The organism is Lactobacillus sp. WILCCON 0059 (assembly GCF_057197985.1).
Map to the genome: position 1 here is coordinate 882,464 of NZ_JBUBHN010000001.1, position 26,589 is coordinate 909,052.

General features: G+C 45.5%; 24 protein-coding genes, 1 tRNA gene, 2 pseudogenes and 2 CRISPR repeat arrays. Of the genes and pseudogenes, 19 read left to right on the forward strand and 8 right to left on the reverse strand.

Annotation, left to right across the window (positions count from 1 at the left end; translation table 11 throughout):
* Positions 1-25 precede the first annotated feature (25 nt).
* The 4 genes from argH to ACYVUT_RS04290 all read left to right on the forward strand — a co-directional run bounded on the left by argH (position 26) and on the right by ACYVUT_RS04290 (position 3,230).
* On the forward strand, positions 26-1,408 hold the full coding sequence (gene argH / locus ACYVUT_RS04275; protein ID WP_484501499.1) for an argininosuccinate lyase: 1,383 nt from the start codon (positions 26-28) through the stop codon (positions 1,406-1,408).
* Positions 1,409-1,551: 143 nt separating this feature from the next.
* Positions 1,552-2,550, forward strand: coding sequence for an AraC family transcriptional regulator (locus ACYVUT_RS04280; RefSeq protein WP_484501500.1), 999 nt, complete (start codon positions 1,552-1,554; stop codon positions 2,548-2,550).
* Positions 2,551-2,667: 117 nt separating this feature from the next.
* Entirely contained in the window at positions 2,668-2,853 is a 186-nt protein-coding gene (locus tag ACYVUT_RS04285) for a hypothetical protein (RefSeq protein ID WP_484499210.1), read from the forward strand.
* A gap of 32 nt (positions 2,854-2,885) precedes the next feature.
* Complete coding sequence (locus ACYVUT_RS04290) at positions 2,886-3,230, forward strand: hypothetical protein (protein WP_484500056.1); 345 nt, start codon at positions 2,886-2,888, stop codon at positions 3,228-3,230.
* Between the two features lie 307 nt (positions 3,231-3,537).
* On the opposite strand, the gene ACYVUT_RS04295 is transcribed toward ACYVUT_RS04290, so the two are convergent.
* Positions 3,538-3,762 (reverse strand): helix-turn-helix domain-containing protein, encoded by a 225-nt coding sequence (locus ACYVUT_RS04295; protein ID WP_484500057.1) that lies wholly within the window; start codon positions 3,760-3,762, stop codon positions 3,538-3,540.
* Between the two features lie 392 nt (positions 3,763-4,154).
* Here ACYVUT_RS04295 and ACYVUT_RS04300 point away from each other — a divergent pair, with 392 nt between their 5' ends.
* Together ACYVUT_RS04300 and ACYVUT_RS04305 are read left to right on the forward strand one after the other, a co-directional pair.
* On the forward strand, positions 4,155-4,313 hold the full coding sequence (locus tag ACYVUT_RS04300; protein ID WP_484499207.1) for a hypothetical protein: 159 nt from the start codon (positions 4,155-4,157) through the stop codon (positions 4,311-4,313).
* Positions 4,314-4,601: 288 nt separating this feature from the next.
* Entirely contained in the window at positions 4,602-4,775 is a 174-nt protein-coding gene (locus tag ACYVUT_RS04305; RefSeq protein WP_484499206.1) for a hypothetical protein, read from the forward strand.
* 272 nt (positions 4,776-5,047) lie between these two features.
* Here ACYVUT_RS04305 and ACYVUT_RS04310 read toward each other — a convergent pair whose 3' ends face one another.
* Together ACYVUT_RS04310 and ACYVUT_RS04315 are read right to left on the reverse strand one after the other, a co-directional pair.
* Complete coding sequence (locus ACYVUT_RS04310) at positions 5,048-5,266, reverse strand: hypothetical protein (RefSeq protein ID WP_484501501.1); 219 nt, start codon at positions 5,264-5,266, stop codon at positions 5,048-5,050.
* Between the two features lie 72 nt (positions 5,267-5,338).
* Positions 5,339-5,427: transfer RNA gene (locus ACYVUT_RS04315), tRNA-Ser, on the reverse strand.
* 570 nt (positions 5,428-5,997) lie between these two features.
* On the opposite strand from ACYVUT_RS04315, the gene ACYVUT_RS04320 reads away from it, so the two are divergent.
* The 9 genes from ACYVUT_RS04320 (at position 5,998) to cas2e (ending at position 16,932) form a co-directional block, all read left to right on the forward strand.
* Positions 5,998-7,176: an IS256 family transposase gene (locus ACYVUT_RS04320; protein WP_484500213.1), complete on the forward strand. Its 1,179-nt coding sequence runs from the start codon at positions 5,998-6,000 to the stop codon at positions 7,174-7,176.
* A 407-nt stretch (positions 7,177-7,583) separates the two neighbouring features.
* Positions 7,584-10,349 (forward strand): CRISPR-associated helicase Cas3', encoded by a 2,766-nt coding sequence (gene cas3 / locus ACYVUT_RS04325; protein ID WP_484501502.1) that lies wholly within the window; start codon positions 7,584-7,586, stop codon positions 10,347-10,349.
* 2 nt (positions 10,350-10,351) lie between these two features.
* Entirely contained in the window at positions 10,352-12,070 is a 1,719-nt protein-coding gene (locus ACYVUT_RS04330) for a type I-E CRISPR-associated protein Cse1/CasA (RefSeq protein ID WP_484501503.1), read from the forward strand.
* An 18-nt stretch (positions 12,071-12,088) separates the two neighbouring features.
* On the forward strand, positions 12,089-12,697 hold the full coding sequence (casB, locus tag ACYVUT_RS04335; RefSeq protein WP_484501504.1) for a type I-E CRISPR-associated protein Cse2/CasB: 609 nt from the start codon (positions 12,089-12,091) through the stop codon (positions 12,695-12,697).
* 18 nt (positions 12,698-12,715) lie between these two features.
* Positions 12,716-13,792, forward strand: coding sequence for a type I-E CRISPR-associated protein Cas7/Cse4/CasC (gene cas7e / locus ACYVUT_RS04340; protein ID WP_484501505.1), 1,077 nt, complete (start codon positions 12,716-12,718; stop codon positions 13,790-13,792).
* Positions 13,773-14,474 carry a type I-E CRISPR-associated protein Cas5/CasD gene (gene cas5e / locus ACYVUT_RS04345; RefSeq protein WP_484501506.1) on the forward strand — a complete coding sequence of 234 codons (702 nt, stop codon included), beginning with the start codon at positions 13,773-13,775 and terminating at the stop codon, positions 14,472-14,474. Before cas7e ends, cas5e begins: the two co-directional genes overlap by 20 nt.
* 12 nt (positions 14,475-14,486) lie before the next feature.
* Entirely contained in the window at positions 14,487-15,110 is a 624-nt protein-coding gene (gene cas6e, locus ACYVUT_RS04350) for a type I-E CRISPR-associated protein Cas6/Cse3/CasE (RefSeq protein ID WP_484501507.1), read from the forward strand.
* A 2-nt stretch (positions 15,111-15,112) separates the two neighbouring features.
* Positions 15,113-16,063, forward strand: coding sequence for a type I-E CRISPR-associated endonuclease Cas1e (gene cas1e / locus ACYVUT_RS04355; RefSeq protein ID WP_484501508.1), 951 nt, complete (start codon positions 15,113-15,115; stop codon positions 16,061-16,063).
* Positions 16,060-16,932, forward strand: coding sequence for a type I-E CRISPR-associated endoribonuclease Cas2e (gene cas2e / locus ACYVUT_RS04360; RefSeq protein ID WP_484501509.1), 873 nt, complete (start codon positions 16,060-16,062; stop codon positions 16,930-16,932). The genes cas1e and cas2e overlap by 4 nt, the downstream gene beginning before the upstream one ends.
* A 29-nt stretch (positions 16,933-16,961) precedes the next feature.
* Positions 16,962-21,079: direct repeats of the CRISPR family, unit length 28 nt; unit sequence GTATTCCCCACGTAAGTGGGGGTGATCC.
* A gap of 425 nt (positions 21,080-21,504) precedes the next feature.
* Here cas2e and ACYVUT_RS04365 read toward each other — a convergent pair.
* The 3 genes from ACYVUT_RS04365 to ACYVUT_RS04375 all read right to left on the reverse strand — a co-directional run bounded on the left by ACYVUT_RS04365 (position 21,505) and on the right by ACYVUT_RS04375 (position 22,915).
* Complete coding sequence (locus ACYVUT_RS04365; protein WP_484501510.1) at positions 21,505-21,879, reverse strand: hypothetical protein; 375 nt, start codon at positions 21,877-21,879, stop codon at positions 21,505-21,507.
* Positions 21,880-22,022: 143 nt separating this feature from the next.
* Positions 22,023-22,397, reverse strand: a complete 375-nt coding sequence (locus ACYVUT_RS04370; protein ID WP_484501510.1) for a hypothetical protein — start codon at positions 22,395-22,397, stop codon at positions 22,023-22,025.
* 143 nt (positions 22,398-22,540) lie between these two features.
* Positions 22,541-22,915 (reverse strand): hypothetical protein, encoded by a 375-nt coding sequence (locus ACYVUT_RS04375; RefSeq protein WP_484501510.1) that lies wholly within the window; start codon positions 22,913-22,915, stop codon positions 22,541-22,543.
* A gap of 127 nt (positions 22,916-23,042) precedes the next feature.
* On the opposite strand from ACYVUT_RS04375, the pseudogene ACYVUT_RS04380 reads away from it, so the two are divergent.
* Positions 23,043-23,705: pseudogene (locus ACYVUT_RS04380) on the forward strand (transposase); the annotation flags it as partial.
* A gap of 203 nt (positions 23,706-23,908) precedes the next feature.
* Here ACYVUT_RS04380 and ACYVUT_RS04385 read toward each other — a convergent pair.
* Both ACYVUT_RS04385 and ACYVUT_RS04390 read right to left on the reverse strand, forming a co-directional pair.
* On the reverse strand, positions 23,909-24,121 hold the full coding sequence (locus ACYVUT_RS04385) for a DUF7675 family protein (RefSeq protein ID WP_484501511.1): 213 nt from the start codon (positions 24,119-24,121) through the stop codon (positions 23,909-23,911).
* Positions 24,111-24,728 (reverse strand): hypothetical protein, encoded by a 618-nt coding sequence (locus ACYVUT_RS04390; RefSeq protein ID WP_484501512.1) that lies wholly within the window; start codon positions 24,726-24,728, stop codon positions 24,111-24,113. Before ACYVUT_RS04390 ends, ACYVUT_RS04385 begins: the two co-directional genes overlap by 11 nt.
* Before the next feature lie 91 nt (positions 24,729-24,819).
* A CRISPR array of direct repeats spans positions 24,820-25,091; the repeat unit is 28 nt; unit sequence GTATTCCCCACGTAAGTGGGGGTGATCC.
* 10 nt (positions 25,092-25,101) lie between these two features.
* Here ACYVUT_RS04390 and ACYVUT_RS04395 point away from each other — a divergent pair.
* The 3 genes and pseudogenes from ACYVUT_RS04395 to ACYVUT_RS04405 form a co-directional block, all read left to right on the forward strand.
* A pseudogene (locus ACYVUT_RS04395) lies at positions 25,102-25,410 on the forward strand (IS4 family transposase); the annotation flags it as partial.
* Between the two features lie 93 nt (positions 25,411-25,503).
* Positions 25,504-25,755 (forward strand): hypothetical protein, encoded by a 252-nt coding sequence (locus ACYVUT_RS04400; RefSeq protein ID WP_484501513.1) that lies wholly within the window; start codon positions 25,504-25,506, stop codon positions 25,753-25,755.
* A 225-nt stretch (positions 25,756-25,980) separates the two neighbouring features.
* Complete coding sequence (locus ACYVUT_RS04405) at positions 25,981-26,589, forward strand: GTP pyrophosphokinase (protein WP_484501514.1); 609 nt, start codon at positions 25,981-25,983, stop codon at positions 26,587-26,589.

Genomic DNA, 26,589 nt, shown 5'->3' on the forward strand with positions numbered 1-26,589 from the left:
GTTTTTTAGATTAGGTGATTGTGATATGAAAAAGATGTGGGCCGGCAGAACTTCCGGTAAGACTGACCAGATCGCGGACGACTTCAACTCATCGATCCGTTTTGACCAAAGAATGTATCCAGAAGATATTGCCGGCTCCATTGCCCATGCCAAGATGCTGGCCAAGCAGGGGATTATTCCTAAAGAAGCAAGTGAGAAAATCATTGCCGGCTTGGAGGGCATCTTAGCTGACTTAAATAGCGGCAAGCTGGAAATTGACCCGGCCGCTGAAGACATTCATATGTTTATTGAAGAAACCCTGACTGACCGGATTGGCCAGGACGGGAAGATGCTGCACACGGCCCGGTCAAGAAACGATCAGGTAGCCTTGGATATCCGCTTGTACATGCGGGAAGAAAACGGGCAGATCAAGCAGCTCTTAAAAGACTTGGTAGCGGCTCTTTGCGACCAGGCGGAAAAGTACAAGGCTAGCCTCATGCCTGGCTACACCCACCTGCAGCGGGCCCAGCCGGTCACTTTTGGTCACCAGCTGATGGCTTATGCCTACATGTTTATGCGGGATCTGGACCGATTGGGGCAGATGGAAGAGCGGATGAACTATTCGCCAATCGGCAGCTGCGCTTTGGCCGGGACGACTTACCCGATCGACCGGGTTTATGAGGCGGAACTTTTGGGCTTTAAGGCTCCGGTAGCCAATAGTTTAGATGGGGTAAGTGACCGAGACCACGTGGTTGAAGACTTAAGCGACCTGGCGCTGGTGATGATGCACCTGTCCCGCTTAAGTGAAGAGCTGATCTTGTGGTCATCTTGGGAATTCCACTTTGTCCGCCTGGCGGATGCTTATACGACTGGCTCTTCCATCATGCCGCAGAAGAAAAATCCTGACATGGCCGAACTGGCCCGGGGGAAGACCGGCCGGGTCTACGGGGATTTGATGGCAATTTTGACGACCTTGAAGGGACTGCCCCTGGCCTATAACAAGGACATGCAGGAAGACAAGGAGGCCTTGTTTGACGCCATCGACAATGTTGAGCTGTGTCTGGAGACTTTTATTCCGATGATTAAGACCCTGGAGGCTAATGAGAAGGCCATGCACCAGGCGGCGCAGAAGGGCTTTATCAACGCGACGGACTTGGCGGACTATCTGACCAAGAAGGGGATGCCGTTTAGAGATGCCTACCATATTTCCGGACAATTGGTGGCCTTGTGCATTGACCAGGACACGGTACTGGAAGACTTGCCTCTTGCAACTTACAAGGGCTATAGCGACTTGTTTGATGAAGACTTGTACCAGGCAATTGACCTGCATAACTGCCTGGCTAAGCGGACTTCTTTGGGCGGACCGACGCCGGATTCAGTCCAAAAGCAGGTTGATGAGGTCAGAGGCAAGCTGGCCGAAGAAAATTAGGATTAATCGCTTTTAAGCCAGGACAGGGTTGTCCTGGCTTTTTGGCATCTTCTGCTTTGAAAATGGCGTCTTTTGCTCTTCTAACTTTTGCCTTGGCCGGCTATACTAGGTGTATCATTAAACGAACTAGGAAGGTAAAAACAATGAACCACTTTATTTTAGACGGCCGCTATGAGGATTTATTGGAACATTACGGGATTGACGTGGCCGCGGCTTTAAAGAAGGCGGACTTGCCGGAAATTTTGTTTAAGAAAAAGCACCCTGCTATGACGGAAGCAGAATACTACGACTTTATGGGAGCAGTCGGGGATATGGCGAGAGATCCGTATTTGCCGGTCAAGATTGCCAGTGCCAGTCAGATTGAATCCTTCTCCCCGCCAATTTTTGCAGCTTATTGCAGCAGAAACGGGCAGGTTTTTATCAAGCGGTTAGCACAATACAAGAAATTAATCGGGCCGATGACCTTCAATGTGACGGAAGGCGAAAATAATCTGTCGATTGAACTGAAGACGAGCAGTGAAGAGTACAAGTTGCCGGAATTCGTGATTTTGTCAGAATTTGCCTTCTTGGTTGCCATGTTGCGGCGGGCCAGCCAGGAAGAGATCAAGCCGGTTGAAGTAGAGCTGTCGATTCCCTTGCCGAAAAATGAGGGGGTAAAGGAATTTTTTGCCTGCCCGATTAAGGAAGAGGCAGAAAACAAGATCACTTTTGCCAAGCAGGATTTGGAGCTGCCGTTTATTTCCTACAATCAGGCCATGTGGGACTACTTTGAACCAGAGATGAACAAGCGTCTGGCGGCTTTGACGGTGGACGACTCAGTCAGCGCCCAGGTGAGAAGCGCTTTGACGGAACTTTTGCCAAGCGGGGAGTTCACGATTAACGACGTGGCGAAAAAATTGGGCTATTCCAAACGGACCTTGCAAAGAAAATTGAGCGCGGAGAAAACGAATTTTCAAAAGCAATTAAATTCAACCAGGGAAATTCTGGCCCTGCACTACCTGCGCAATACTGACATGACGACTAATGACATTGCCTACCTTTTGGGCTACCAGGAACTGAATTCCTTCCTGCGGGCTTTTACCATTTGGAAGGGCGTCAGCGTCAGCGAATACAAGAAGCAGATCGCGGAAGAAGAAAATTAGAACAGACGCAAAAGGCGGACCAGGCGGTAAGGCTTGATCCGCTTTTTTAGGTAGAGGAAGTGGGCAGGGAGATGGTATAATTTGGAGGAAGTAAGCGCATAATTAGGAGGTAATGGAATGGCTAGAGTAAGCGAAGCGCAAAAGAGAGCAAATAAGAAGTGGGATGAGGCAAACAAGGAGCGGAAGGCCTATATTACTAAGCGGTCAGCGGCGAAAAACTTTATTTTGAAGCTGGCAACCGCGGAAGATTTGGAGCTCATGGAAGAATATATTGTTGAGCGCAGAAAGATGCTTGAGGAGTAAGGGGAATTTAAAGTAGGAAGGAGATAGGGCATATGAAATTGATCGTTTATAAATTATCTGGTGAAATTGACTATGAAGGTGAGTTCATAATCAATAGAACCCCGCTTGGCCAAAAAGTGAGGGTGACCACGAGCGATGGAGAAGTGTATGTCGGTTTCTGGAATACTCCGGCTTTGCATGGAGAGTTACCGGATGTGATTGAAGTTCTTCGATATGACTTGGATGAGTCTACGGCAAAGCTGAGAAGCAATAATGATACTATTGATTCTGTGCCGTTAGATAAAATTGTCAAGATAGAGGCTATTTTGTACAGCAACCCTCGTTGGGGAGGAATTCCAACAAATAAGTTTGTTGTGGGACGCGGCCGGCCTCTTTAAGTTTGTAGAAGGAATGTGGTGATGTTAGGATGAAAGAAGATCCATTGGATACTGAGCAGGATGATAAAGATGAGAAATCTGGTTGTGATGGATATTGTTTATCGTCCTCTTAGTGGCAGTTCTTTGGTTTGTGAAATGGTTCCTTGACCGCTATGGGGACTTAATAATAGGACTAATAGTACTGTCTATAATTGGAATATTTGATATGATTCATTCGATATTTATTAAATGTTGAGGAGTTAAAAAAGCCGCTTAGAGACCTTCTAAGCGACTTTTTACATAGAAAAGTAAATGAGAATTGTGGATATTACTTTGAATTAGCCTTATCTATTTCAATCAGATCATCAAGAACTTGCCCTGGCGTTTTGCCTAGGGCTTTAGCGACTGCACTAATGACTTTGACGGTTTGTCCGGACAAGGGTTTAGTATCTTTAACGGCGTTGGCTAAGGTTGTATTAGCAATCCCAGTTTGTTTAGCTACTTGGTAGCGAGTGATGTTATTTTGAGCGAGATATTCTTGCAGTGCATTCATTTGATTTATTCCTTCTTGTCAGTATTTGTTATTCAACAGTTTCTGTGGCACGTTTTTTAACTTCTGCGGCTTTCTTTGTAAAAAGACCAGATATATATCGTGGGTAATCCAGAGGATTACGAAGGCAGCCTCCACTCCCACATTCTAAGAATATAATAACGCAGAAGTTATTATATCGCGATAGGAAATAATGGGGTGTAGAGGATTATTGCTAAGATTAGCGTGCTCTTTGTCAGGGGAAAATGAAAATAAGGATAACCGTTTAAAAAATGATGTGTTATAGTCATAATAAGAGATAAATAAAAATACGAAAGGAGGGAGCTATGATTAAGGGTGAACTATTCAAGTAACCTGCTTGGATGGCACTGACTGTAATCATAGCAGATGTGTACATGAACATTGATGTAGTTGCAGCAATAATTTTTGCAATCCTTGGTATCAGCTGGTTGTACTACTACGCGCGCTTGAAGCGGGCAGAAAAAGTCAGCAGGAAGCTGGAAGAACAATTAAGGCAGAGGGATGCAGGAAACCAGGTTGCTAGAAATCTTTGAGCGGAACAGGGTTGTGTAAGATTTTTTCTCTAAAAAATGGTTAGATGTTTTGTAGAAAGTATTGGCAGGTTTACTATGACAAGCAAAGAAGAAAAATATAAAAAGATTACCAAGATCGCTGTCGTTGTGGGTGCAATCTTATGGATAATCGACGGAGTACTTTGGCTCTGTTTCGACTAAGCAAGGCTGGGGTAAATGAAATGCCAAGAGCCTTTAAGAGAAAGGTATCCCTTTTATTCTCCGTGTTGGCAATTATCATTAACATTTTGACGTGGGTGGTAAAATAATATGACATCGGAAGCACAAGCCAGGGCTAACGCCAAGTGGAAAGAGAAAAATAAAGATAGGCAGCGCATCTATCGGTACAGATCCCAAGCCCGAAAGTTCATTAGGGACTTGGCAGATAAGGATGACTTGCTAGAACTTCAGCAGATGCTTGAAGAGCGGCTGAAAGAATTGTAATGCCAGTTATTTTTGATTTACATCACGTCTCCTTTTAGCGACCAAAGTCAATCCCTTAACTTAATGACATTGGTCAATATCGACGACTAATGTTCGGTGAGACGTTAGCGTGAAAAGAAAAAAGTGGGATCGATGAGTTGTGCTATCATTTCTCCAATTTAGCTTATCTGGAAAATAATCAACAAGCTATTTTAAAAAGTCAGCTCGCGAAAGCTTGGCAAGTGTACAGATTAAAAAAGGGCAGTGAGCGTGTGTACTCACTGCCTTATTAATTAATCTTGCTGGTCGAGTTCAATCAAGTCATCTAAAACCGCGCCAGGTGTTTTGCCCAAGGCTTTAGCGACTGCGCTGATGACTTTGACGGTTTGGCCAGACAAGGGTTTGCTGTCGGCGGTTGCGTGAGATAAGGTCATTTGCGAAAGTCCAGAAATTTTGGAGACTTGATACTTTGTGACATTGTTTTGATCCAGATATTTTTGTAAGACGTTCATTTTTCGGCCCTTCAAAATAACAAAAGCCACCAAGAAAACGTTCACGGTGGCTTCATACTGATTATCCTATTAAGGAGAGTACAGGATTTGAACCTGCGCACCAATTCAACATTGGTTCGGCGGATTTCGAGTCCGCTGCATTACCGCTCTGCCAACTCTCCAGAACATTTATTATTATACTGTAAAGTTAAGCAAAGTAAAAGAGCAGGGAAAGAAATTCGCGGAAAAACTAGCAATAGGGGCTGGGCGTGTTGGATACCTTGGATGATAGATCCAAAGTTAGATTTGTTAACCACAAACTAATACGATGGTTGCATTTTTGACTTATGTCTATAGAGGGCTGTTATCGTTTTATTGTCAAAGTTGATCTCTGGTTTTCTATGCTATACTTACTTTAGTCCTCATGTAAATGGGGGTGACCCTGAGGACACTGTGTGTCTAGATAGGGATCAATAATATTTCCTCACGTAAGTGGGGGCCTTGTCATTTTTGGCAAGGCATTTTTATTTTAGCTTGCACAGTAGAATATTACGTGCTAAAATTCAAATTGTGGACAGATGATTTACTGAATGAGGAAACTGTAAATTAAGTTCACCGAAATATTGGGGAACTGTATAATTTTATGTGTAAGGATGAACAGTTCCTTAAACTAAATCTTAATTGGTTATAGAAAAGGGACTCCCTTTCCGTATAATTGATTTGAACACTATCAATACGAAAGGAAATCCCTTATGACTGATTTTAACAAAGAATGCCTCAATGCGCTATTGAACAAAGAGAAATTCGATGAATTCATGCGTAATCAGCTTGAAGAAGGACTCAATCAACTCTTAGAAAGCGAATTGACTGCCTTTCTTGGTTACGATCCCTATGCTCGAGAAGGCTGGAACTCTGGGAACTCTAGAAACGGTAGTTACTTTAGACAAGTAAAAACTCAATTCGGACCGATCAAAGTTCAAGTTCCCCGGGACAGAAAAGGTGAATTTCACCAACATACTCTCCCAGCATATGGTCAACACACTGACGCGCTAGAATCCACCGTGATTCAGCTCTATTCGCATGGCGTAACGACCCGTGAGATCTCTGATTTGATCGAGAAAATGTACGGCAGCTATTATTCCGCTGGTACTGTCTCCAACATCTCTAAGCAGGTTGCCAGCCAGGTCGAAAGTTATCACCAACGTCAGCTGAGCGATAAGTTCTTCTGCGTGTACCTCGACGCTACTTACATTCCTCTGCGTAGGGATACATACCAGCGCGAGGCAGTCTATGTGGCTGTTGGGATTAAGCCTGATGGCCATAAGGAGATTATTGACTATCGTATCGCCCCGATGGAGAATATCGAAATTTGGGGTGAAATGATTGCCAACTTCAAGGAGCGCGGCCTTGAGCAAGTTGAGCTATTCCTGTCAGATGGGTTTGTAGGCATTAAAAACATGCTAAAGCAGTATTACCCAAAATCCAAATTCCAACGTTGCCTGGTTCATGTCATGCGGAATATCAAGGGCAAAGTCCGTGTAAGCGATCGTAAAGAGGTTCTGGACGACTTCAAGCAAGTTCATAAGCAATCTAGCTTAAAAGAGGCAGAAACGGTTCTCCACGCTTTCTACGACAAATACGACTCAAAGTACTCGAGCATGATCAAGAATCTGCAGAAGATTGAGGAAGACCTGCTGGTCTTTTACCAGTACCCTAAGCAGATTCGTCCCTCGATCTACTCAACGAACATGATCGAATCGATAAACAACATGATCAAACGCAAGACAAAGCCAAAGGCAGAGTTTCCGACTGAGGAGTCCCTAGACAACTTCTTAGGTGTACAGGCTATCGGTTACAATGACCGGAATGCCAATAGGACTCATAGAGGCTTTGGCCAGGTGACAGACACGTTGGAATCATACTTCGATTAAAACATAATTAAAGAATCAATCTATCGGAAAGATTTATTTACACAAAAGAATTGACAGTGTCAATATTGGATGTGCAACTGTAAAAGGCTCACATATAGATTGAAAGTTGTATGTAATAAATCAGAAACGAGGATACTGTATGAAACATGATCCAAAGGATGCGGATTTTTTGGACTTAGCAAAATTGACTTGCTGTCTTCACGATCTCGGTAAGATAAGGTCAGAGCTTCAAAGCAAGAAGTTATATAATGGCGGCTGACATGTAGAAGACTTCAATTCATAAATTATGGCAAATTTTACTAGAAAAGTGGGCAAAATGTCCTCAACTATGAAAGCGGTTATATGCTAGAATTAGTTAGTACAATTTGAATTGTGAATGAAAGTTTTTACATGTTGAAGGAATTGCAATGAAACTAAGTGAAGAAGCTCTTTCTTTATGGGGAAAGAAATCAAATCAAGATGGTGATGAGCGCTGGCTGCCATTAGTGGCACACCTGGTGGATACCATGAATGTTGGACATTGGCTCTATAATTCCTGGCTAAGTGAAGGCCAAAGAAGCATGCTAACTACTCGGATCTGCGATGCTGAAATGTCAAAGTTAGAGTCATTTCTTTGCTATATTCACGACCTTGGCAAGGCAACCCCAGCTTTTCAAACCAAAGAATCATATAACCATGATCATCAGTTAGATGAAGAATTGATTCACCGATTGGTAAGTCATTCCTTTAAAGGATTAAATGACTTGAATTTGCCAAGCCGGAGCAAATCACCGCATGCACGTGCTGGTGAAGCGATTCTGGAAAGAGCAGGATTAAATGAAACTATAGCTGCAATTGTTGGCGGACACCACGGCAAACCGCAAAACGGTGATCAAGAGAAACAAATAGATGTGTTTACATCAAATTACTATCAAGCTGATATCGATGAGGAAATTCAGCGGCCTTGGAAGGAAGTTCAAGAAGAGCTGATTGCTTATGGGTTGGAACAAGCTGGATATGAGAATATCAATGAAGTGCCACCGGTTAACCAGCCGGAAGCAGTTATCTTGGAAGGATTACTGATCATGGCTGACTGGTTGGCATCTAGTACTTGCTTGAACAATGACCCTAATAAGCCGATGTTTAACTTGATTGGATTAGACCAAGGCTTTAACGATTTGGATATGAAGGCCCGCTACCAAAATGCCATTTCTACTTGGGCAATCAATGACGCGTGGATTCCAGAAGAAGTAGCAAATGTTGATGATTATTATGAGCAACATTTTTCTTTTAAGCCGCGGCAAATACAAGCAGCTATGGAAGAGCATGTTAAGGAAGCAGTTGACCCAGGTCTGGTAATCATCGAAGCAGAGATGGGGATCGGCAAGACGGAGATCGCACTCACAGCCGCAGAGCAATTAGCTTTTGCAACTGGCAGAACGGGTGTGTATATTGGCTTGCCGACTCAAGCAACTACTAATGCAATGTTTGACCGGGTTAACTCCTGGCTGACGAAAATCGCTGACATTGAGGGCATCAATCCAGATATCAAGCTTCTCCATGGCAAAGCAGAATGGAATTCCCGCTATACTGACCTGCCGCGAGCAGAAGACATTGAAGCTGAAGAATTGGATGCAGGAACTGTCACTGTAAACTCCTGGTTTTCAGGTAAAAAGTCAATCTTAGCGGATTTTGCGGTTGGGACGATCGACAACTTGCTTTTAATGGGGCTTAAACAGAAACACCTTTTCTTACGGCACCTCGGCTTTAGTAACAAGGTTGTTATCATTGATGAAGTGCATGCCTACGATATGTATATGCAAAGTTATTTGTCAAAGGCGTTGAAGTGGTTAGGCGCATATCATGTTCCAGTGGTTATTCTGTCGGCTACTTTACCGAAAGAAAAGCGAAATGAATTGATCAAGTCTTACACTAAAGGAAAGTATCGCCGGGTAAAAAAAGCCCTTCAAGCACAGGAAGGCTGGGAGAGCAATCGTGCATATCCGCTCTTGAGCATTCTTGATGGAAAAGAGCTGCGGCAGTACAGTGACTTCGGTGCAAAAACAAAGCCTAGAGAAATGCAGGTCAGTTACATTAATGATGAGCCAACGGAAGTCTTAGCAAAGGTTAACGATAAAATTAAAGATGGTGGTATAGCCGGAATTATCGTTAACACGGTAAAAAGAGCACAAGAATTTGCCAGATTAGTTGGGCAAGATTGCCAGTGCTTGGTTCTGCATTCGGCTTTTCTGGCAACTGACCGGTCCAGGTTGGAAAAAGAACTGCAGAGCTTGATCGGTAAGAGAGGAAAACGGCCAGATAAACTAATCGTAATTGGTACTCAAGTCCTTGAGCAATCATTGGATATTGACTTTGATGTCATGTTTACCGATATTGCGCCGATTGATCTGCTCTTACAGAGAGCCGGCCGGCTACACCGGCATCCCATTTCCCGTCCTAAAGGATTGGAAAAACGGCAGTTGTATGTCATGAAGCCGTATGCGGATGATTATGGACCAGCAAATGAAGCTGTTTATGAGAAGTATTATCTGCAAAAGACCGAACACTTTTTGCCGCAAAGTATTCAGCTTCCCAACGATATTTCTCGCTTAGTTCAATTGGTTTACGATGAAGATACTGACGACCAAGTTGAAGAGTTAGATGAGGCTCGTGATAAATTAAATGTGGATCGTAATCGCGAGAAGAGCAAGGCAGAAAGCTTCCAGATCAATGATCCAGTTTATCCCACAGCTAAGAATGATCTTTACGATGATATGTGGGTTGAAGAGCTAACTATTCATCGCTGGTTGGACCGTGATAAAGGAAATCTTGATGATAACCAAGCTTCTGCCGCAGTTCGTGATATACGAGAAAGTATTGAAATTATTTTACTTAAAGAAATTTCGGGCGAATATTACTTAATGAATGGTGATAAGGTTTCTGAAACGATGGATAAGGATTTAGCTAAAGAATTGATTCGCTTGCCTAATGCGGTAACTCCGAATATTGACCAGGCGATCAATATTTTGGAAGAAAATACTGCCCGGGCATTTCCAGATTGGCAGGGCAGTCCATGGCTGAAGGGGTCCTTGGCAGTTGTACTTGATGAGCATGCAAAGGGAAGCTTTAACGGTTATAAATTAAGGTATTCGGCTGATACTGGCTTGAGTTACGAAAAGGAGGTTGGTAATTAACCATGGAAAGCTATAACTTAATAACTGAGCCTTGGATTAAGGTGTTGGACGGCAAGACTAACTCTGAGCATATGGTTTCCATCAAAGGGCTTTTGCAAAATGCAAGTGATTACCGGCAATTAGCTGGTGAAATGCATGCACAGGATTTAGCAGTTTTGCGCTTGTTGGAAGCAATTTTGATGACTGTTTATACCAGAGTTGATCAAAATGATGAAGAGTATGACTGGGTTACGCTTGACGATCAAATGCACGTTCAGTCCTATGATGATGAAATCGAAGGCTCAACTTTATTGCAGTTTCTTACGAAGACATGGAATAGTCTTTATAAGGAAGGCAATTTTTCTGAAGCTGTGTTTGATTATTTAGACAAGAACCAAAGTCTCTTCGACTTTTTTGGTGACCGGCCATTCTACCAAGTAACTGCTGAACAATATGACAGTTTCGTTCCAGATAATAAAAAAATTGCAAAAGGATCTGGGACGGTTGATTTAATGCAGATCAACCGCTTGGTTTCTCAGAGTGGTAATTCAGTGGCGATTTTTGCACCAAAAAGCGCAAATCGGAAGAATAAGCTCACTTTGGATGAACTGGTTCGCTGGGTAATTACTTATCAGAACTTTACTGGTGTGACTGACAAGACTAAAGTCAAGGCTAAGGAAAAAATGTCAAATTCCCGGGGCTGGCTGTATACTCTTAATCCAGTTTATGCTCAAGGGAAGAATTTGTTTGAGACTTTGATGTTGAATCTGCTGCTTTTTAACCCAAACAAGCCAGCCTACACTCAACAACGGCCTGTTTGGGAAGAAGATTTGGGCGAGTATGTCAAGAGACGTTTGTCGCAAGTTAAGCCGGACAACTTTGCTGAAACTTATACTGTTTGGTCAAGATTATTGCATATCGAATGGCAAGATGGTACACCAACAATTTTCAGCGCTGGCTTGCCTGCTTTTGATAGCGCCAATGTGTACGATATTGAGCCGATGAGTACCTGGCGAATGAATAAGAAAGATGAAAACTATTATCCAGCAACCAGGCAGTTAAGCAGTATCGGTATTGCCATGTGGCGGAATTTCGGCCAGTATGTTGATATCGAAGGCCATACCGAATCTAAAGAGCCACTGACTGTTGCTTGGCTGAATTACTTGAAAACTAAGAATGAACTCTTGAATCGGCAAATGATCAACCTGCATACTTCTGGAATTATCAGTAATGGTGGGGCGACTTCGCTGATGCCGGCAGCTGAATTCGATGACAATTTGCGGATTGAAGCTGATGTTTTGTTCGATGAAGCTGAGGACCGTAAAGATGCTTGGCCTGAGAGAATCGAAGAAATGGTTGACTTAAACCAGGAAGTTGGCCGGAAGTATTACGGCTTCTTGATGGAAGTCGGCAGAATTCGCTTTGGCTCACAAGGCGCTGCTGATTTTGCTGGCAGAAAGAGTCAAACGTTCTACGACAACTTGAACGAGCCTTTTGAAAATTGGCTGTCCAACTTGTCTGGTGGGGATAACCGTGATGAACAGCAGAAACTTTGGAAGAAGCAGTTGAAACAAATTGCTTTGAGAACTTTGGATGACTTCTTGGAAATTATTGCGCCGCGTGATATTTCCGGGATTAAGGCTGATAAGAATCAAAGCGGAACCAAGGGTACTGACAGCAATATCTTTATCGCGGCTAATAAGTATAAGGCAGGCATCAACAAGGTATTAAACAAAAAATAGAAAGGAAAGGTGATCGTGATGGCATTTGAAATTGAGAAGGCTACCGAACGGATCATCCGCCAGCTGTACAATAATGGCGATACTGACAAGGCGTCATTGTCAGCTTTGCGGTCAGCTGCAACAATTGACGGCTATCGGGCCCAAAAAGTCTGGCCAGTCTTTTTAAGCAATCTTGATGAGCAATGGTTAAGCAAAAATGGCAAAGCGACTAGAGAGGAAGCAGCGATTTTCGCGGCAGTAAGAATGTATGCCCTGCATCAGCAAGCTTCAGACTCTTGCGTTTTTAGCCGGAGAGACTATTCTAACCAAAAGGATGAGGAGAAAAAAGGTCGTGAATTGTTTGAAGCCTTGAATTGGCTCAAGCAGGGGACTGATTCTCATGAGGCTCTGGACCGGCGGGTGCAGGCCTTGCTGGGTACGAATAATTACAATGCAGTAATTGATCAGTTGGTTCACTTAATGCAAATCATCAAGAGTAAAAAAGCCGGCATTCAGATTGACTATGCCCGCTTAGCTGGTGACTTGTACAAGTTCCAGTTTGGTTACCGCCAGGCGAACGAAGTCCGCCTGCGTTGGGGTGAGCAGTACTATCGTGCATTCAAAAAGGTAGACACTAATCAGCAATAATTTTAAGGAGAAAAAATCATGACTAAGAATTTATACGTCGACATCAATGTTTTGCAAACCGTTCCATCCTCAAACCTCAACCGTGACGACACTGGTGCTCCAAAGACTGCCTTTTACGGCGGTGTTACCCGGGCCCGGGTGTCATCCCAGTCCTGGAAGCGGGCAGTAAGAAAGGCTTTTGCTAAAGATGGGGCAAGCATCGGCACCCGGACCAAGCGGGTACCGCAAATGCTGGCTGCTAAGCTGCAAGATCTTGATTCAAGTCTCGATGAAGATGCTGCTATGAGCAAGGCAATTGATGCTTTAAAGGAAGGCGGAATCAAGACAAACAAGGACAATGAAACTGGTGCTTTGCTGATGGTTAGCCCGGGTCAAGTTGCCAAGCTCGCCAGCTATGTTTTGGAAAATGAAGCGCTTGACAAGAAAGAAGTTAAGAAGATCTTGATGGAAGGCAATTCACTTGATCTTGCCTTGTTTGGCCGGATGGTTGCCGACAACCCGGAACTTAATGTTGACGCGTCTGCACAAGTAGCCCACGCAATCTCCACCCATGAAATCATTCCAGAGTATGACTACTTCACTGCTTTGGATGACCTGCAAGAAAAGGAAAAGAGCGGCGCTGCTTTGATTCAGACCACCCAATATGACTCAGCAACTCTGTACCGTTATGCCAACATCAATATGGCTGAGCTGAGTTACAACTTGGGTGATGAAGACGCAATCGAAGGTGCTTTGACCTTTGTTAAGGACTTTGCCCTGTCCATGCCAACTGGCAAGCAAAATTCCTTTGCTAACAAGACTTTGCCAAACTATCTGATGGTAACTGTGCGTGACGACACTCCAGTTAACTTAGTTTCTGCTTTTGAAAGTCCAGTAGTTGCCAAGGCAGGCGAAGGCTACGTGGAAAATTCTGTCAAGAAGCTGGAGAATGAATACGAAGACGCACTGCAGTTTGTTGACCAACCGCTGGCAACAGTAGCTGTTGGCAAGTACGAAACGACTGTCGGAGAACAAGCCGAAAACCTGCAAGATTTGCTGGATAAGCTGCAGAACGTCTTGAAGAAGGCGGTTGAAAATGAAGACTTTAACAATTAAGCTGACGGCACCACTGCAGGCTTATGGGAATGAAGCGAGCTTTGAGCGGCGGACCAGCTGGCCTGCACCATCAAAAAGCGCGATAGTTGGGATGATTGCTGCTGCTTTAGGGATGCGGCGTGAAGATGCACGGATCAAGTCTCTGAATGACTTGGCATACGCGGTTAGAGTTGACCAGATTGGCAAGGCAATGACTGAATTCCAGACTGTTGAATGGAAGCCGGGAACTCGCAAGTTGACTTACCGTGACCATTATCAAGACGCAGTTTACGTGGCAGCGGTCGGCAGTGAAGATGAAGAACTGATTGGAAAAATCGAGTATGCCTTGAAGCACCCTCGCTTCCAACTTTATCTTGGCCGCCGTGCTTGTCCGCCGGCCGGCGTTTTACGGATTGAAAGTTTTGCGGATACGGATCCGGTTAAAGTGCTGGAAAATATGCATTGGCAGGCAGAAAAGTGGTATCAAAAGAAGCAAAAGAGGAAGCAGGAGTTTACGGCTGAAATTATTGCTGACGCGAATTTATTGCCAGATGCTACTTATACGCAAACCGTAAAAGACCGGGTGGAGAGCTTTGACCCGCAAGACCGCCACTTTGGTTTCCGTTTGACGGCTAAGGAAAGAATCCGTTTAAAAAATCCGTTTTACGAGCAGAAATCTCAAGACATTATGGATTACCTGTAAAGGAGGAACGGGATGTATTTATCAAGAGTTGAGATCGATACTAACAATCGGCAGAAAATCAAAGACTTGTCCCATCTCGGAGCTTACCATAACTGGGTTGAGCGGTCTTTTCCAGCAGAAATTAACGAAGGCGAGCGGCTGCGGCACTTGTGGCGGCTTGATTCGTTAAATGGCAGAAATTACCTGCTTATGTTGAGTCCGGAAAAGCCAGACTTGCATGAGTTTGAAAGATATGGCAAGCCAGGCACGGCCATCAGCAAAGACTATGAACCGTTTTTGAGCAGATTGAGTGAGGGGCAGCTGTTGCAGTTCAAATTGACAGCAAATCCTGTCCGCCGCGGCGGCAAGAACAGTTCCCATCCTGGAAGCTTGATTCCCTGCTTTGCTGTTGATGAACAGCTGAAGTGGCTGCAAGGCAAGGCAGAGAAAAACGGTTTTGAGCTTGTAGCAGCTGATGTAGTAGGGCATGACCGGCCACTTTTGCGCAAAAAGACCCATGTATCATTGAACAGAACTGTTTTTGAAGGCCGGTTAAAAGTTAGTGACTTAGATCAATTCAAAGCAATGCTGACTTCTGGCGTTGGCCGGGAAAAGGCTTTTGGCATGGGATTGATGACTGTCATTCCGGTTGACTAAAAATGAAAGTAGAAGCAAGCTACAAGAAGCCTGATTTGACAGAATTAGGCCGGACTGAGGACAGAATTACATTTCTCTATATTGAACACGCCAAGCTTTACCGCAAAGATGGTGCTGTAGAAGTGAGAGATGAAGAAGGCATTGTTTACGTTCCAGCGGCTATCATCAGTGTCTTGTTGCTAGGACCTGGTGTTGATGTGACACACCGGGCAATGGAACTGATGGGAGATTCCGGCATGGCAGTGGTCTGGGTTGGTGAGCAGGGAGTAAGGCAATATGCTCATGGCCGGGCACTTAACCGGTCATCAAGGCTCTTGGAAGCACAAGCCAAACTGGTGTCCAATGTACGTTCGCGGGTTGCTGTAGCAAGAAAAATGTACCAACTGCGCTTTCCTGATGAAGATGTCACTAAATTGACAATGGAAGAGATGCGTGGGAAAGAAGGTGCAAGGATTCGCCGCGTTTATCGTGAGCAATCTAAGAAGACTGGGGTAAAGTGGTCGAAGAGAGAATATAAAGTAGATGATTTTGAATCGGGAACACCGATTAACAAAGCATTGACTGCCGCCCATCAAGCTTTGTATGGCTTGAGCTACAGTGTAATCGTTGCATTGGGTGCCTCTCCAGGATTGGGTTTTATTCATACAGGGCACGATTTAGCTTTTGTCTATGACTTTGCGGATTTGTACAAAGCTGATGTTTCTATTCCGATTGCTTTTGAAACGGTAGCGAAGTACGGAGATGATGATATAGCTAGCCGGACCAGGCATGCAATGCGGGACAAGTTTCGTGAGACCAAGCTGATCAAGCAGATGGTTGTGGATCTGAAACACTTACTGTTGGGGGATGCTGACCAAGATCAAGATATAGACGTCATGAATCTTTGGGATGATAAACTAGGGCTGCAAAAATTTGGCGTGCAGTACCATGAACAGCAGAGTGATGAAGAATGATAGTCATAACCTTAACTAAAACGCCTCCCGCTCTTAGGGGGGATTTGACCAGATGGTGCCAGGAAATTCAAACCGGGGTCTATGTTGGCGATGTCAGTGCCAGAGTTAGAGACAAATTGTGGGAGAGAGTGCAAACTAACATCGGCAATGGTGAAGCAACGCTCGTATATAACACCAATAATGAGCAGGGGTATGCTTTTAAAACGACCCGCAAATCCAGGCAGGTAGTTGACTTGGACGGGATGCTTTTTGTCAAGCATGTTGTTAACCAGGAAACTGTAGAACACGGCTTTAGCAATGCGGCTAAGTTCCATAAGGCGCATAAAGCTGAGAGAATGAGAGCTTCTGCAGCTGCTGCAAAGCAAACAGCGTTCGTTGCGGTTGATATTGAAACGACAGGACTAAATGCGGAAAGTGATCAGATTTTGTCAATTGGAGCGGTGAAACAGGATGGCACGGAATTCTACCGACTGATCAAGCAAGATATTGATGTGCCAAAAGAAATAGTGGAGCTGACAGGGATAACTTCCGAGATGTTAAATAAGGAAGGCATTTCGTTGCAAGATGCGTTGGGAGAACTGACTGACTTTGTTGGGGACATGCCAATCGTTGGGTATAATTTTAGATTTGATTCTGCATTTTTGAATAGGGATTACCGGAAATGCGGGATGCAAGAATTGAAAAATGAGATTAAAGATTTGCTACCAGTTGTAAAAAGAAAAGAAAAATTCCTGGACAACTATAAGCTGCAGACTGTATTATCAAACTATGGGATCGAAAACAAGGTGCCGCATAACGCTGTGTCTGATGCAAGGGCTACAAAGGAGCTGGCGATGAAACTAATCAAAAATCGCAATTTGGTGATTTGAGAATGGCGTCGTTAAAGGGATCCATTACTGTATTCCCCACGTAAGTGGGGGTGATCCCTGTGAAAGCGTGGAAAGATACTTTCAATGATGGTATTCCCCACGTAAGTGGGGGTGATCCTTTGACCGTAAAAACGCTGCTTTCACGCAAACTGTATTCCCCACGTAAGTGGGGGTGATCCTAGAAGCCGCGTACTTGCTCATGTAGCTCTTCCGTATTCCCCACGTAAGTGGGGGTGATCCCAGCATTTCTGGCTCAGGCATCAGCCTTTCTGAGTATTCCCCACGTAAGTGGGGGTGATCCCGGAATTGCGCGCTGCTTTTTGAGCAAAGTAACGTATTCCCCACGTAAGTGGGGGTGATCCTTCTCTATCACTTATAAGCAAATCACCGCTTTCGTATTCCCCACGTAAGTGGGGGTGATCCCTTATGAGTCCGTTTATGGATTAGTATTTTGAGGTATTCCCCACGTAAGTGGGGGTGATCCTTTTTGGCAACGTACGCGCGGTTGACGCGGCGGGTATTCCCCACGTAAGTGGGGGTGATCCTATACGCTAACCACAACGGGTTAGGGCTACGAAGTATTCCCCACGTAAGTGGGGGTGATCCTAATTTGTGGGATGCGACTACCGCCACCGCCCGGTATTCCCCACGTAAGTGGGGGTGATCCTGTTTCAGACACTATGAAAATGATGTCTGAAAAGTATTCCCCACGTAAGTGGGGGTGATCCCTCGGTTTATCCTACGTGCATGGCTGAATATGAGTATTCCCCACGTAAGTGGGGGTGATCCCGCGGCAAAGGCCGGGCTTACGTGGTCATGACTGTATTCCCCACGTAAGTGGGGGTGATCCCAACGCGTCTAACGTCAACGGGGTCCGGCCGGAGTATTCCCCACGTAAGTGGGGGTGATCCTTTCTGCGATTGTGGTTTCCAGCCACTACTTTTGTATTCCCCACGTAAGTGGGGGTGATCCTCAACGAGTTTAGCAGCTTATCACAAGGCCGGAGTATTCCCCACGTAAGTGGGGGTGATCCTGAGCAGGTGATGGGCCTGGTCAAGGAACTACTGTATTCCCCACGTAAGTGGGGGTGATCCTAACCCCGTACATCTTCGATATTGTTTTTTAGGGTATTCCCCACGTAAGTGGGGGTGATCCTGTCAGCTTCTGCAAACGCTGCAGCCAAACAATGTATTCCCCACGTAAGTGGGGGTGATCCCAAGATCGATGAAGAGTACTCCAGCGATGAGAGGTATTCCCCACGTAAGTGGGGGTGATCCTCGCAAACCCTTTAACCTCGCCGGTATGTTTTGGTATTCCCCACGTAAGTGGGGGTGATCCCTTATGGAAAACGCTTGGAACATCGCCCGTGAAGTATTCCCCACGTAAGTGGGGGTGATCCTGAAGCCCACCACGCGCTGGCTAAGTCCTACACGTATTCCCCACGTAAGTGGGGGTGATCCTCTGCCATTATTTTCTCCTTTATTTGATTAGTGGTATTCCCCACGTAAGTGGGGGTGATCCCGAAAACACGGCTGACAGGCTAACCACTGCTGAGTATTCCCCACGTAAGTGGGGGTGATCCTAGTCGTAGAGCGTGCTTTCGCTGATCCCGGTCGTATTCCCCACGTAAGTGGGGGTGATCCCTTCAAGCCATGGGCAAGAAGACCGATGAGGACGTATTCCCCACGTAAGTGGGGGTGATCCTGATTTGGCAACTCTGAAACATGCCCCGCCCAAGTATTCCCCACGTAAGTGGGGGTGATCCCAGCCCGTGCAAGAACTCTGTCGCGCTCAATAAGTATTCCCCACGTAAGTGGGGGTGATCCTGGTACGGGCGGACACCCGGGTGGGCTCGCACTGTATTCCCCACGTAAGTGGGGGTGATCCCAGATACAAAAAATGTAACGGATACAACAGCTAGTATTCCCCACGTAAGTGGGGGTGATCCTCACATCACCCGGCCGGGCTTGGTAATCGCCAAGTATTCCCCACGTAAGTGGGGGTGATCCTTTTCATCAACCGTTTCTATTTTACCCGGTTCAGTATTCCCCACGTAAGTGGGGGTGATCCCATGCTGCCAGCGCCGGAAATAACATCGTGGAAGTATTCCCCACGTAAGTGGGGGTGATCCTAATTGGCAAGTTTGAGCCTATGGGTTTCAAATAGTATTCCCCACGTAAGTGGGGGTGATCCCTAACCTGTCCTCACCACGGCAGGAATCAATCGGTATTCCCCACGTAAGTGGGGGTGATCCCGAGAACCCGTCTTTTCGTTCAGGTAGTCAATGGTATTCCCCACGTAAGTGGGGGTGATCCCCAATGGCACCCGCAAAACGAAGATGACTTGCCGTATTCCCCACGTAAGTGGGGGTGATCCTCACATGTACACGCATGCTTATCACTTTGCCAAGTATTCCCCACGTAAGTGGGGGTGATCCTTCCCTCATGGGATTCGATGAAATTAATGTCCTGTATTCCCCACGTAAGTGGGGGTGATCCCATCGGCTTGGTGCTCCTTAGGAACGCCGTAATGTATTCCCCACGTAAGTGGGGGTGATCCTGCAGCGTGTTCCGTGCTGTAAACAACGCATGGGTATTCCCCACGTAAGTGGGGGTGATCCTGTATTATGCGTCTTACAAGCTAAGCGTGGCTAGTATTCCCCACGTAAGTGGGGGTGATCCTGATCTTAATCGGGCTAATCAAGCGACCCAGAGGTATTCCCCACGTAAGTGGGGGTGATCCCATCCGGCATGACAAGCTGGCCAGCTTGCTATCGTATTCCCCACGTAAGTGGGGGTGATCCTACGGTCATTTTTATCCTTTTTTCAAAAACCATGTATTCCCCACGTAAGTGGGGGTGATCCCTACAACAAAGCAGGATTCGACAAGACGATCTGGTATTCCCCACGTAAGTGGGGGTGATCCCCCCCGAAGAGTACAAGGACGTGACAGGTGAGGGTATTCCCCACGTAAGTGGGGGTGATCCTCAGAGGGACCAACAGGTGGCCATGGATAAGCTGTATTCCCCACGTAAGTGGGGGTGATCCCTTCCAGCCTTGATTGCTTACGTTTGCTTTTTAGTATTCCCCACGTAAGTGGGGGTGATCCCAAGACGCTTATTAAAGTGGATTCGTTTTGGACAGTATTCCCCACGTAAGTGGGGGTGATCCCGAGTCGCAAGCCGTCAATTTTCGGGTTGCCTTGTATTCCCCACGTAAGTGGGGGTGATCCTGAGCTTTCGGTTGAGGCTGATGCTTTTCTCCGGTATTCCCCACGTAAGTGGGGGTGATCCCTCTTCTTAACTACATTTCAAGTCGTTTAAGCCGTATTCCCCACGTAAGTGGGGGTGATCCCTACTATAGCCGGCTGCTATAGTGTCAAGGATAGTATTCCCCACGTAAGTGGGGGTGATCCTGCTGAAAAGCGTTACAAGCCGTAAGCCGTCAAGTATTCCCCACGTAAGTGGGGGTGATCCTGCAAGGCTTTAAGCAATCAAGCAACGCAACTAGTATTCCCCACGTAAGTGGGGGTGATCCCATCACGAAGCCGCCTGGGATTTCGTTGTCGAAGTATTCCCCACGTAAGTGGGGGTGATCCTACTATTCGATGTACGGAATTAGGTGGCATAAAGTATTCCCCACGTAAGTGGGGGTGATCCCTACGTCATTCAGCGCCATTCTTCAGATCTTCTGTATTCCCCACGTAAGTGGGGGTGATCCTTCTTTAAGCAGCTTTCTACCAATCCACTCAAGGTATTCCCCACGTAAGTGGGGGTGATCCCCAATCCCCAGCCGAATTCGTCACCAGCTTTTTGTATTCCCCACGTAAGTGGGGGTGATCCTTTGCTTCGTGTTCTAGTTTTAGCTTTTGTGCTGTATTCCCCACGTAAGTGGGGGTGATCCCTTTAACCAGGCGATCATAAGAAGAGGGTTCAAGTATTCCCCACGTAAGTGGGGGTGATCCTCAGCTTTTGGTTGCGGTAAATATTTGACAAGAGTATTCCCCACGTAAGTGGGGGTGATCCTGCCGTTTTCTGTACCGCTAGCAGCGGCTTCTAGTATTCCCCACGTAAGTGGGGGTGATCCCGCAAATAAGCAGATCAGTACGTTACAGCAGAGGTATTCCCCACGTAAGTGGGGGTGATCCCTTTAGCATTGCTCCATGAGGTTGTGTAGCCAGCTAAATTGGACAATCGGATATATTCATCATGAGCACGGCTTGCTTGATTTCTCAGCCCTTCAATTTCAGGACTGATCTTGTACTGCTTTTCCGTCGTTGTGCTCTTCGGCTTTTCAAGCGACTTTTTGTAATTCGCCACTGATTGTTCTAAGGCCCTGCGCTTGTTGGCGTCCTTTTCGCTCTCCAGCAAGCTCTTCAACTTTTTCTGCTGCATGAACGGCGACTCTTTTGGCCGCTCTGCTTGTTTCATGTAGTCTCTATTCTGCCAAGTCTCACGGCGCTTGCGCCACTCTTCAACGGAAATCACGTCGCTCTTGCGGCTTGTGCCGTAATAAGCTCCTCTTCCCCCAAAAAAACAACCCCTTTCTTTTGCAAACAAAACTATTGACGTGACTAGTATTCCCCACGTAAGTGGGGGTGATCCCTGACAATGTCCCAGCGGGTGGTACGCTTAGCGGTATTCCCCACGTAAGTGGGGGTGATCCCTTTAGCATTGCTCCATGAGGTTGTGTAGCCAGCTAAATTGGACAATCGGATATATTCATCATGAGCACGGCTTGCTTGATTTCTCAGCCCTTCAATTTCAGGACTGATCTTGTACTGCTTTTCCGTCGTTGTGCTCTTCGGCTTTTCAAGCGACTTTTTGTAATTCGCCACTGATTGTTCTAAGGCCCTGCGCTTGTTGGCGTCCTTTTCGCTCTCCAGCAAGCTCTTCAACTTTTTCTGCTGCATGAACGGCGACTCTTTTGGCCGCTCTGCTTGTTTCATGTAGTCTCTATTCTGCCAAGTCTCACGGCGCTTGCGCCACTCTTCAACGGAAATCACGTCGCTCTTGCGGCTTGTGCCGTAATAAGCTCCTCTTCCCCCAAAAAAACAACCCCTTTCTTTTGCAAACAAAACTATTGACGTGACTAGTATTCCCCACGTAAGTGGGGGTGATCCCTGACAATGTCCCAGCGGGTGGTACGCTTAGCGGTATTCCCCACGTAAGTGGGGGTGATCCCTTTAGCATTGCTCCATGAGGTTGTGTAGCCAGCTAAATTGGACAATCGGATATATTCATCATGAGCACGGCTTGCTTGATTTCTCAGCCCTTCAATTTCAGGACTGATCTTGTACTGCTTTTCCGTCGTTGTGCTCTTCGGCTTTTCAAGCGACTTTTTGTAATTCGCCACTGATTGTTCTAAGGCCCTGCGCTTGTTGGCGTCCTTTTCGCTCTCCAGCAAGCTCTTCAACTTTTTCTGCTGCATGAACGGCGACTCTTTTGGCCGCTCTGCTTGTTTCATGTAGTCTCTATTCTGCCAAGTCTCACGGCGCTTGCGCCACTCTTCAACGGAAATCACGTCGCTCTTGCGGCTTGTGCCGTAATAAGCTCCTCTTCCCCCAAAAAAACAACCCCTTTCTTTTGCAAACAAAACTATTGACGTGACTAGTATTCCCCACGTAAGTGGGGGTGATCCCTGACAATGTCCCAGCGGGTGGTACGCTTAGCGGTATTCCCCACGTAAGTGGGGGTGATCCCTTTAGCATTGCTCCATGAGGTTGTGTAGCCAGCTAAATTGGACAATCGGATATATTCATCATGAGCACGGCTTGCTTGATTTCTCAGCCCTTCAATTTCAGGACTGATCTTGTACTGCTTTTCCGTCGTTGTGCTCTTCGGCTTTTCAAGCGACTTTTTGTAATTCGCCACTGATTGTTCTAAGGCCCTGCGCTTGTTGGCGTCCTTTTCGCTCTCCAGCAAGCTCTTCAACTTTTTCTGCTGCATGAACGGCGACTCTTTTGGCCGCTCTGCTTGTTTCATGTAGTCTCTATTCTGCCAAGTCTCACGGCGCTTGCGCCACTCTTCAACGGAAATCACGTCGCTCTTGCGGCTTGTGCCGTAATAAGCTCCTCTTCCCCCAAAAAAACAACCCCTTTCTTTTGCAAACAAAACAAAAGAAGCCGATATCATCGACTTCTTAAAAGGCTTATCTGGTATTGGTAAAAAGCGCGCTAACGACATAGCGCAAAGTCTTATTCGGTTGGCTAAAGTCGCATGTCCAGCTGTCAAAAAGAACAGTGCCCATATTCGTGGCCTCAAAATGGCTATTAACAACATTCTGAGCGCTGAAGAAGAGTGCCAGACTGCTTTACAGGAGATGGCTAAACTGGCTCCTAAGCGGGATCTAGAGATCCTCACAAGCATTCCAGGCATTGGCGAAAACACTGCTCTAAGAATCATTAGTGAGCTTGGAGATATCAGACGTTTTAACAACCCTAGCCAATTAAACGCCTTCGTTGGTGTTGATCCTCAAGTTTATGAATCTGGCAAGCTCACGGCCCACCTGTCAATTTCAAAGCGTGGGACAGCTATTGGCAGAAAGGTACTGTACTTGGCCATAAACCAAATTCAGTCGGCTAAGAAAGCAGGAAATCCTTGCCATATTGCGGATTATTACGAGAAACGAAAACGGTCTTCTGAGACTGCAAGTCACAAGAAGGCCGCTATCGCATCGATCCATAAATTATTACGGACGATCTTCGCTTTAATTAAGAATGATCAATTGTATAGCTATGACGTAGCCAAACATAACCAAAGACTTTTGTCATAAAAATTGATCCAATAGATATTATAACAGCCTCTTTTTCGAAATTACAGAAGGTGGCTGTATTTACCATGCCCTAAATCAGATATTTGACTTGATTCTCCGGGAACTATTTTCCGATTAGGCCCTTATTTCAAAATAAAATTGCCTAAAATCGTTGATAACACTTGACTTAGAGTAGAAAAAGAGCGCTGTTTAGCGCTCCATAATTAATTTTTGTTTCTTTCAAAGAAGTCATACCAAAAAGGCATCTCTTCTTTGATAATTGCTTTTTGCTCCGATGTCATTTTTTCATAATCGGTCCATAGATTATAAATTGTTTTCTTGTCAAAACTGATTAAAATTGGCCCCTTTTTGCCGGTTAACACGCTCCAAATTTTATCATTTTCATTTTCTTTATAAAATATTTTTCTACTTGACATGTCCACCGTCCCCCTTATGTTCTTTCATACCTTTGGTGTTAAAGAAGCCTGCTATTTTCTGAAACTGTTTGCTTTTCATCAAGCTTTCAACATCAATTAAAACGCTTGTGAGTTCCATCGGCCGCCTTTTAGCACCAAATCTAGTACGCAATTTACGATCAACGTCACCCGCCTTTTTAATGCCCCCCATTTCTTGCCAACCGTTGCCTTTTGGTTTATCCTGCAATTCTAAGAATTGCCACTCGTTGTTAATAGATCTAATAAGGGCTGCATGTTCACCCGCAGCAAGTAAATATTCTTTGCCCGGTCTTGCATTTCTAAGCAACCTATGAACCGCCGTATAATCACTTTTGCTTTTTTCCATATAGCTGGTTACCCCGTCTAGCTTGGCAATTGCTATTGGCATTGCTGGTTCTGAAAACGCATTTGCGCTCTGCCCCCCTCTATAGTCTGTCACATCAAACCCCGCTTGTCTCATAACGAAAGCCAGTGCCGCAGACATACATGAACCATCTGTTTTGTCTAAGCCGCCAATAGCTTTGATTGATTCTCGCTCTGACTCGGCCCTTTTCATTTTCTGTGGGCTGTTATAACGCACATCTTTCAAGTTTAAATCTTCGTCTTTTTCCCGTTTCGGATACCAAAACGAGAGCACTCCAGTTGCGTACGGTAATTTGTCCTTTAGTGCTTTCAGTGCTGTATTCCCCACGTAAGTGGGGGTGATCCCACCAACCAGAGCTGGTTTATGGTCGACATAAAGTATTCCCCACGTAAGTGGGGGTGATCCTTTTGCACCTAGCATTGTTGTTCTCCTTACATAGTATTCCCCACGTAAGTGGGGGTGATCCCTGCGGCTGGTGCGGCCTTTTCAATGGTCCATTGTATTCCCCACGTAAGTGGGGGTGATCCCACAGCCCGCCTCTAGTATTACCAGTACTAAAGGTATTCCCCACGTAGGTGGGGGTGATCCCTTGTTAACTCGAGGGAGGCTAAGCTATGCTATAATTCGCTTGTCCATCCCGATAAAGGTTGGAGATCCTGCCAAAGATGGTGCCCAGATTGATGCCAGAATAGTCTGCGTAAGAAATCGCTCCAACCGCAAAGACTGGATCGCTCTTATTTGCACAACTTTCCATCACTCTCTTCAGATCCTGGTGGAAGCTGTGTTCGAGAGCGTGAAAGAGATATTTCAACTAATAGAAGAGCAGATGGAAAGTTTTACCAATATTTTCATTTCCCACCTCCCGAAGTACATGCAAGAGGTATTATTGTCATCACTAGTAACTTAATTGAATATTTACTGGCTAAACTATTGAGTTTTCAAGGCTTCATAGTCCGTTTTGGTGTGAGAAGTTTATGTTGTTAAAAAAGAGGTGCCAAATATGAAAAAATGGTGGGATGAATGGGGGCCAGCCGTAATTGCTTATACTGGAATAGTTGTGCTCTCAATTATTTTTGCGAATTGGATTGCAGATAAGCCAATTGGCGATTTTATTTTTTTCGTTGAAATTTGTATTATCTTTTTTCCAATTTGGCTCGTCTGGAAAATTATTAGCAAGTTATTTTTAGCAATGAACAGTATTCCCCACGTAGGTGGCGGTGATCCTGGGGGTTGTCGTAGTACACCACACTAGGAGGCTATGTTACTAATTGGCTGTAATCTCACTGCCATTAGTGAGTAACATAGGTCGAAACAGCATTCCTCACGTATGTGGGGGCAATCCGTTCTTTATGCTATTGTGTTTTTCGTACTGTGTATTCTCCATACATATGCGGGGATGATCATAAGTTTCCCTTAAAGCACAAGCAAATTTCAAGGATCTTTGGTAGAGTAGAAGTAATAGAGAAGGAGTGGTGAAATGAGCATTTACGGAAAGTACGCCGACTATCTTCCACAGATCCTGGATTCTGTTTTGCAGCAAATCCAAGGCATCGGTCAGGAGTATAGCGCTGAACACGGGCAAAAGCTATATGAGCACCTGGAAGGCCGCGTCAAAGGCGAAGAAAGCATGACGCAAAAGTGCGAGAGAAAAGGTTTGCCGCTAACGCCAAAGTCTGCATTGATCGAAAATAGAGATTCGATCGGCCTCAGGATCGTCTGCAACTTTATTGACGATATCTACACTTGTATCGCTTTGCTGAAGAAGCAGGACAACTTCAAGATTATTAAGGAAAAAGACTACATTACCGATGCCAAGCCAAACGGCTACCGGTCATACCACCTGATCATGGAAGTAGTCACTCCCTTTGAAGACGTCCACGGCAATAAGCCTGGCACCTACTACGTTGAAATCCAGCTGCGGACAATTGCCATGGACACTTGGGCCAGTCTAGAACACGAGATGAAGTATAAGCATGACATCAAGAATCCTGAACGTATCAGCAAGGAACTCAAGCGGGTTGCTGACGAACTGGCATCTTGCGATGTAAGCATGCAAACAATCCGCCAACTGATCAAGGAAGGGTAA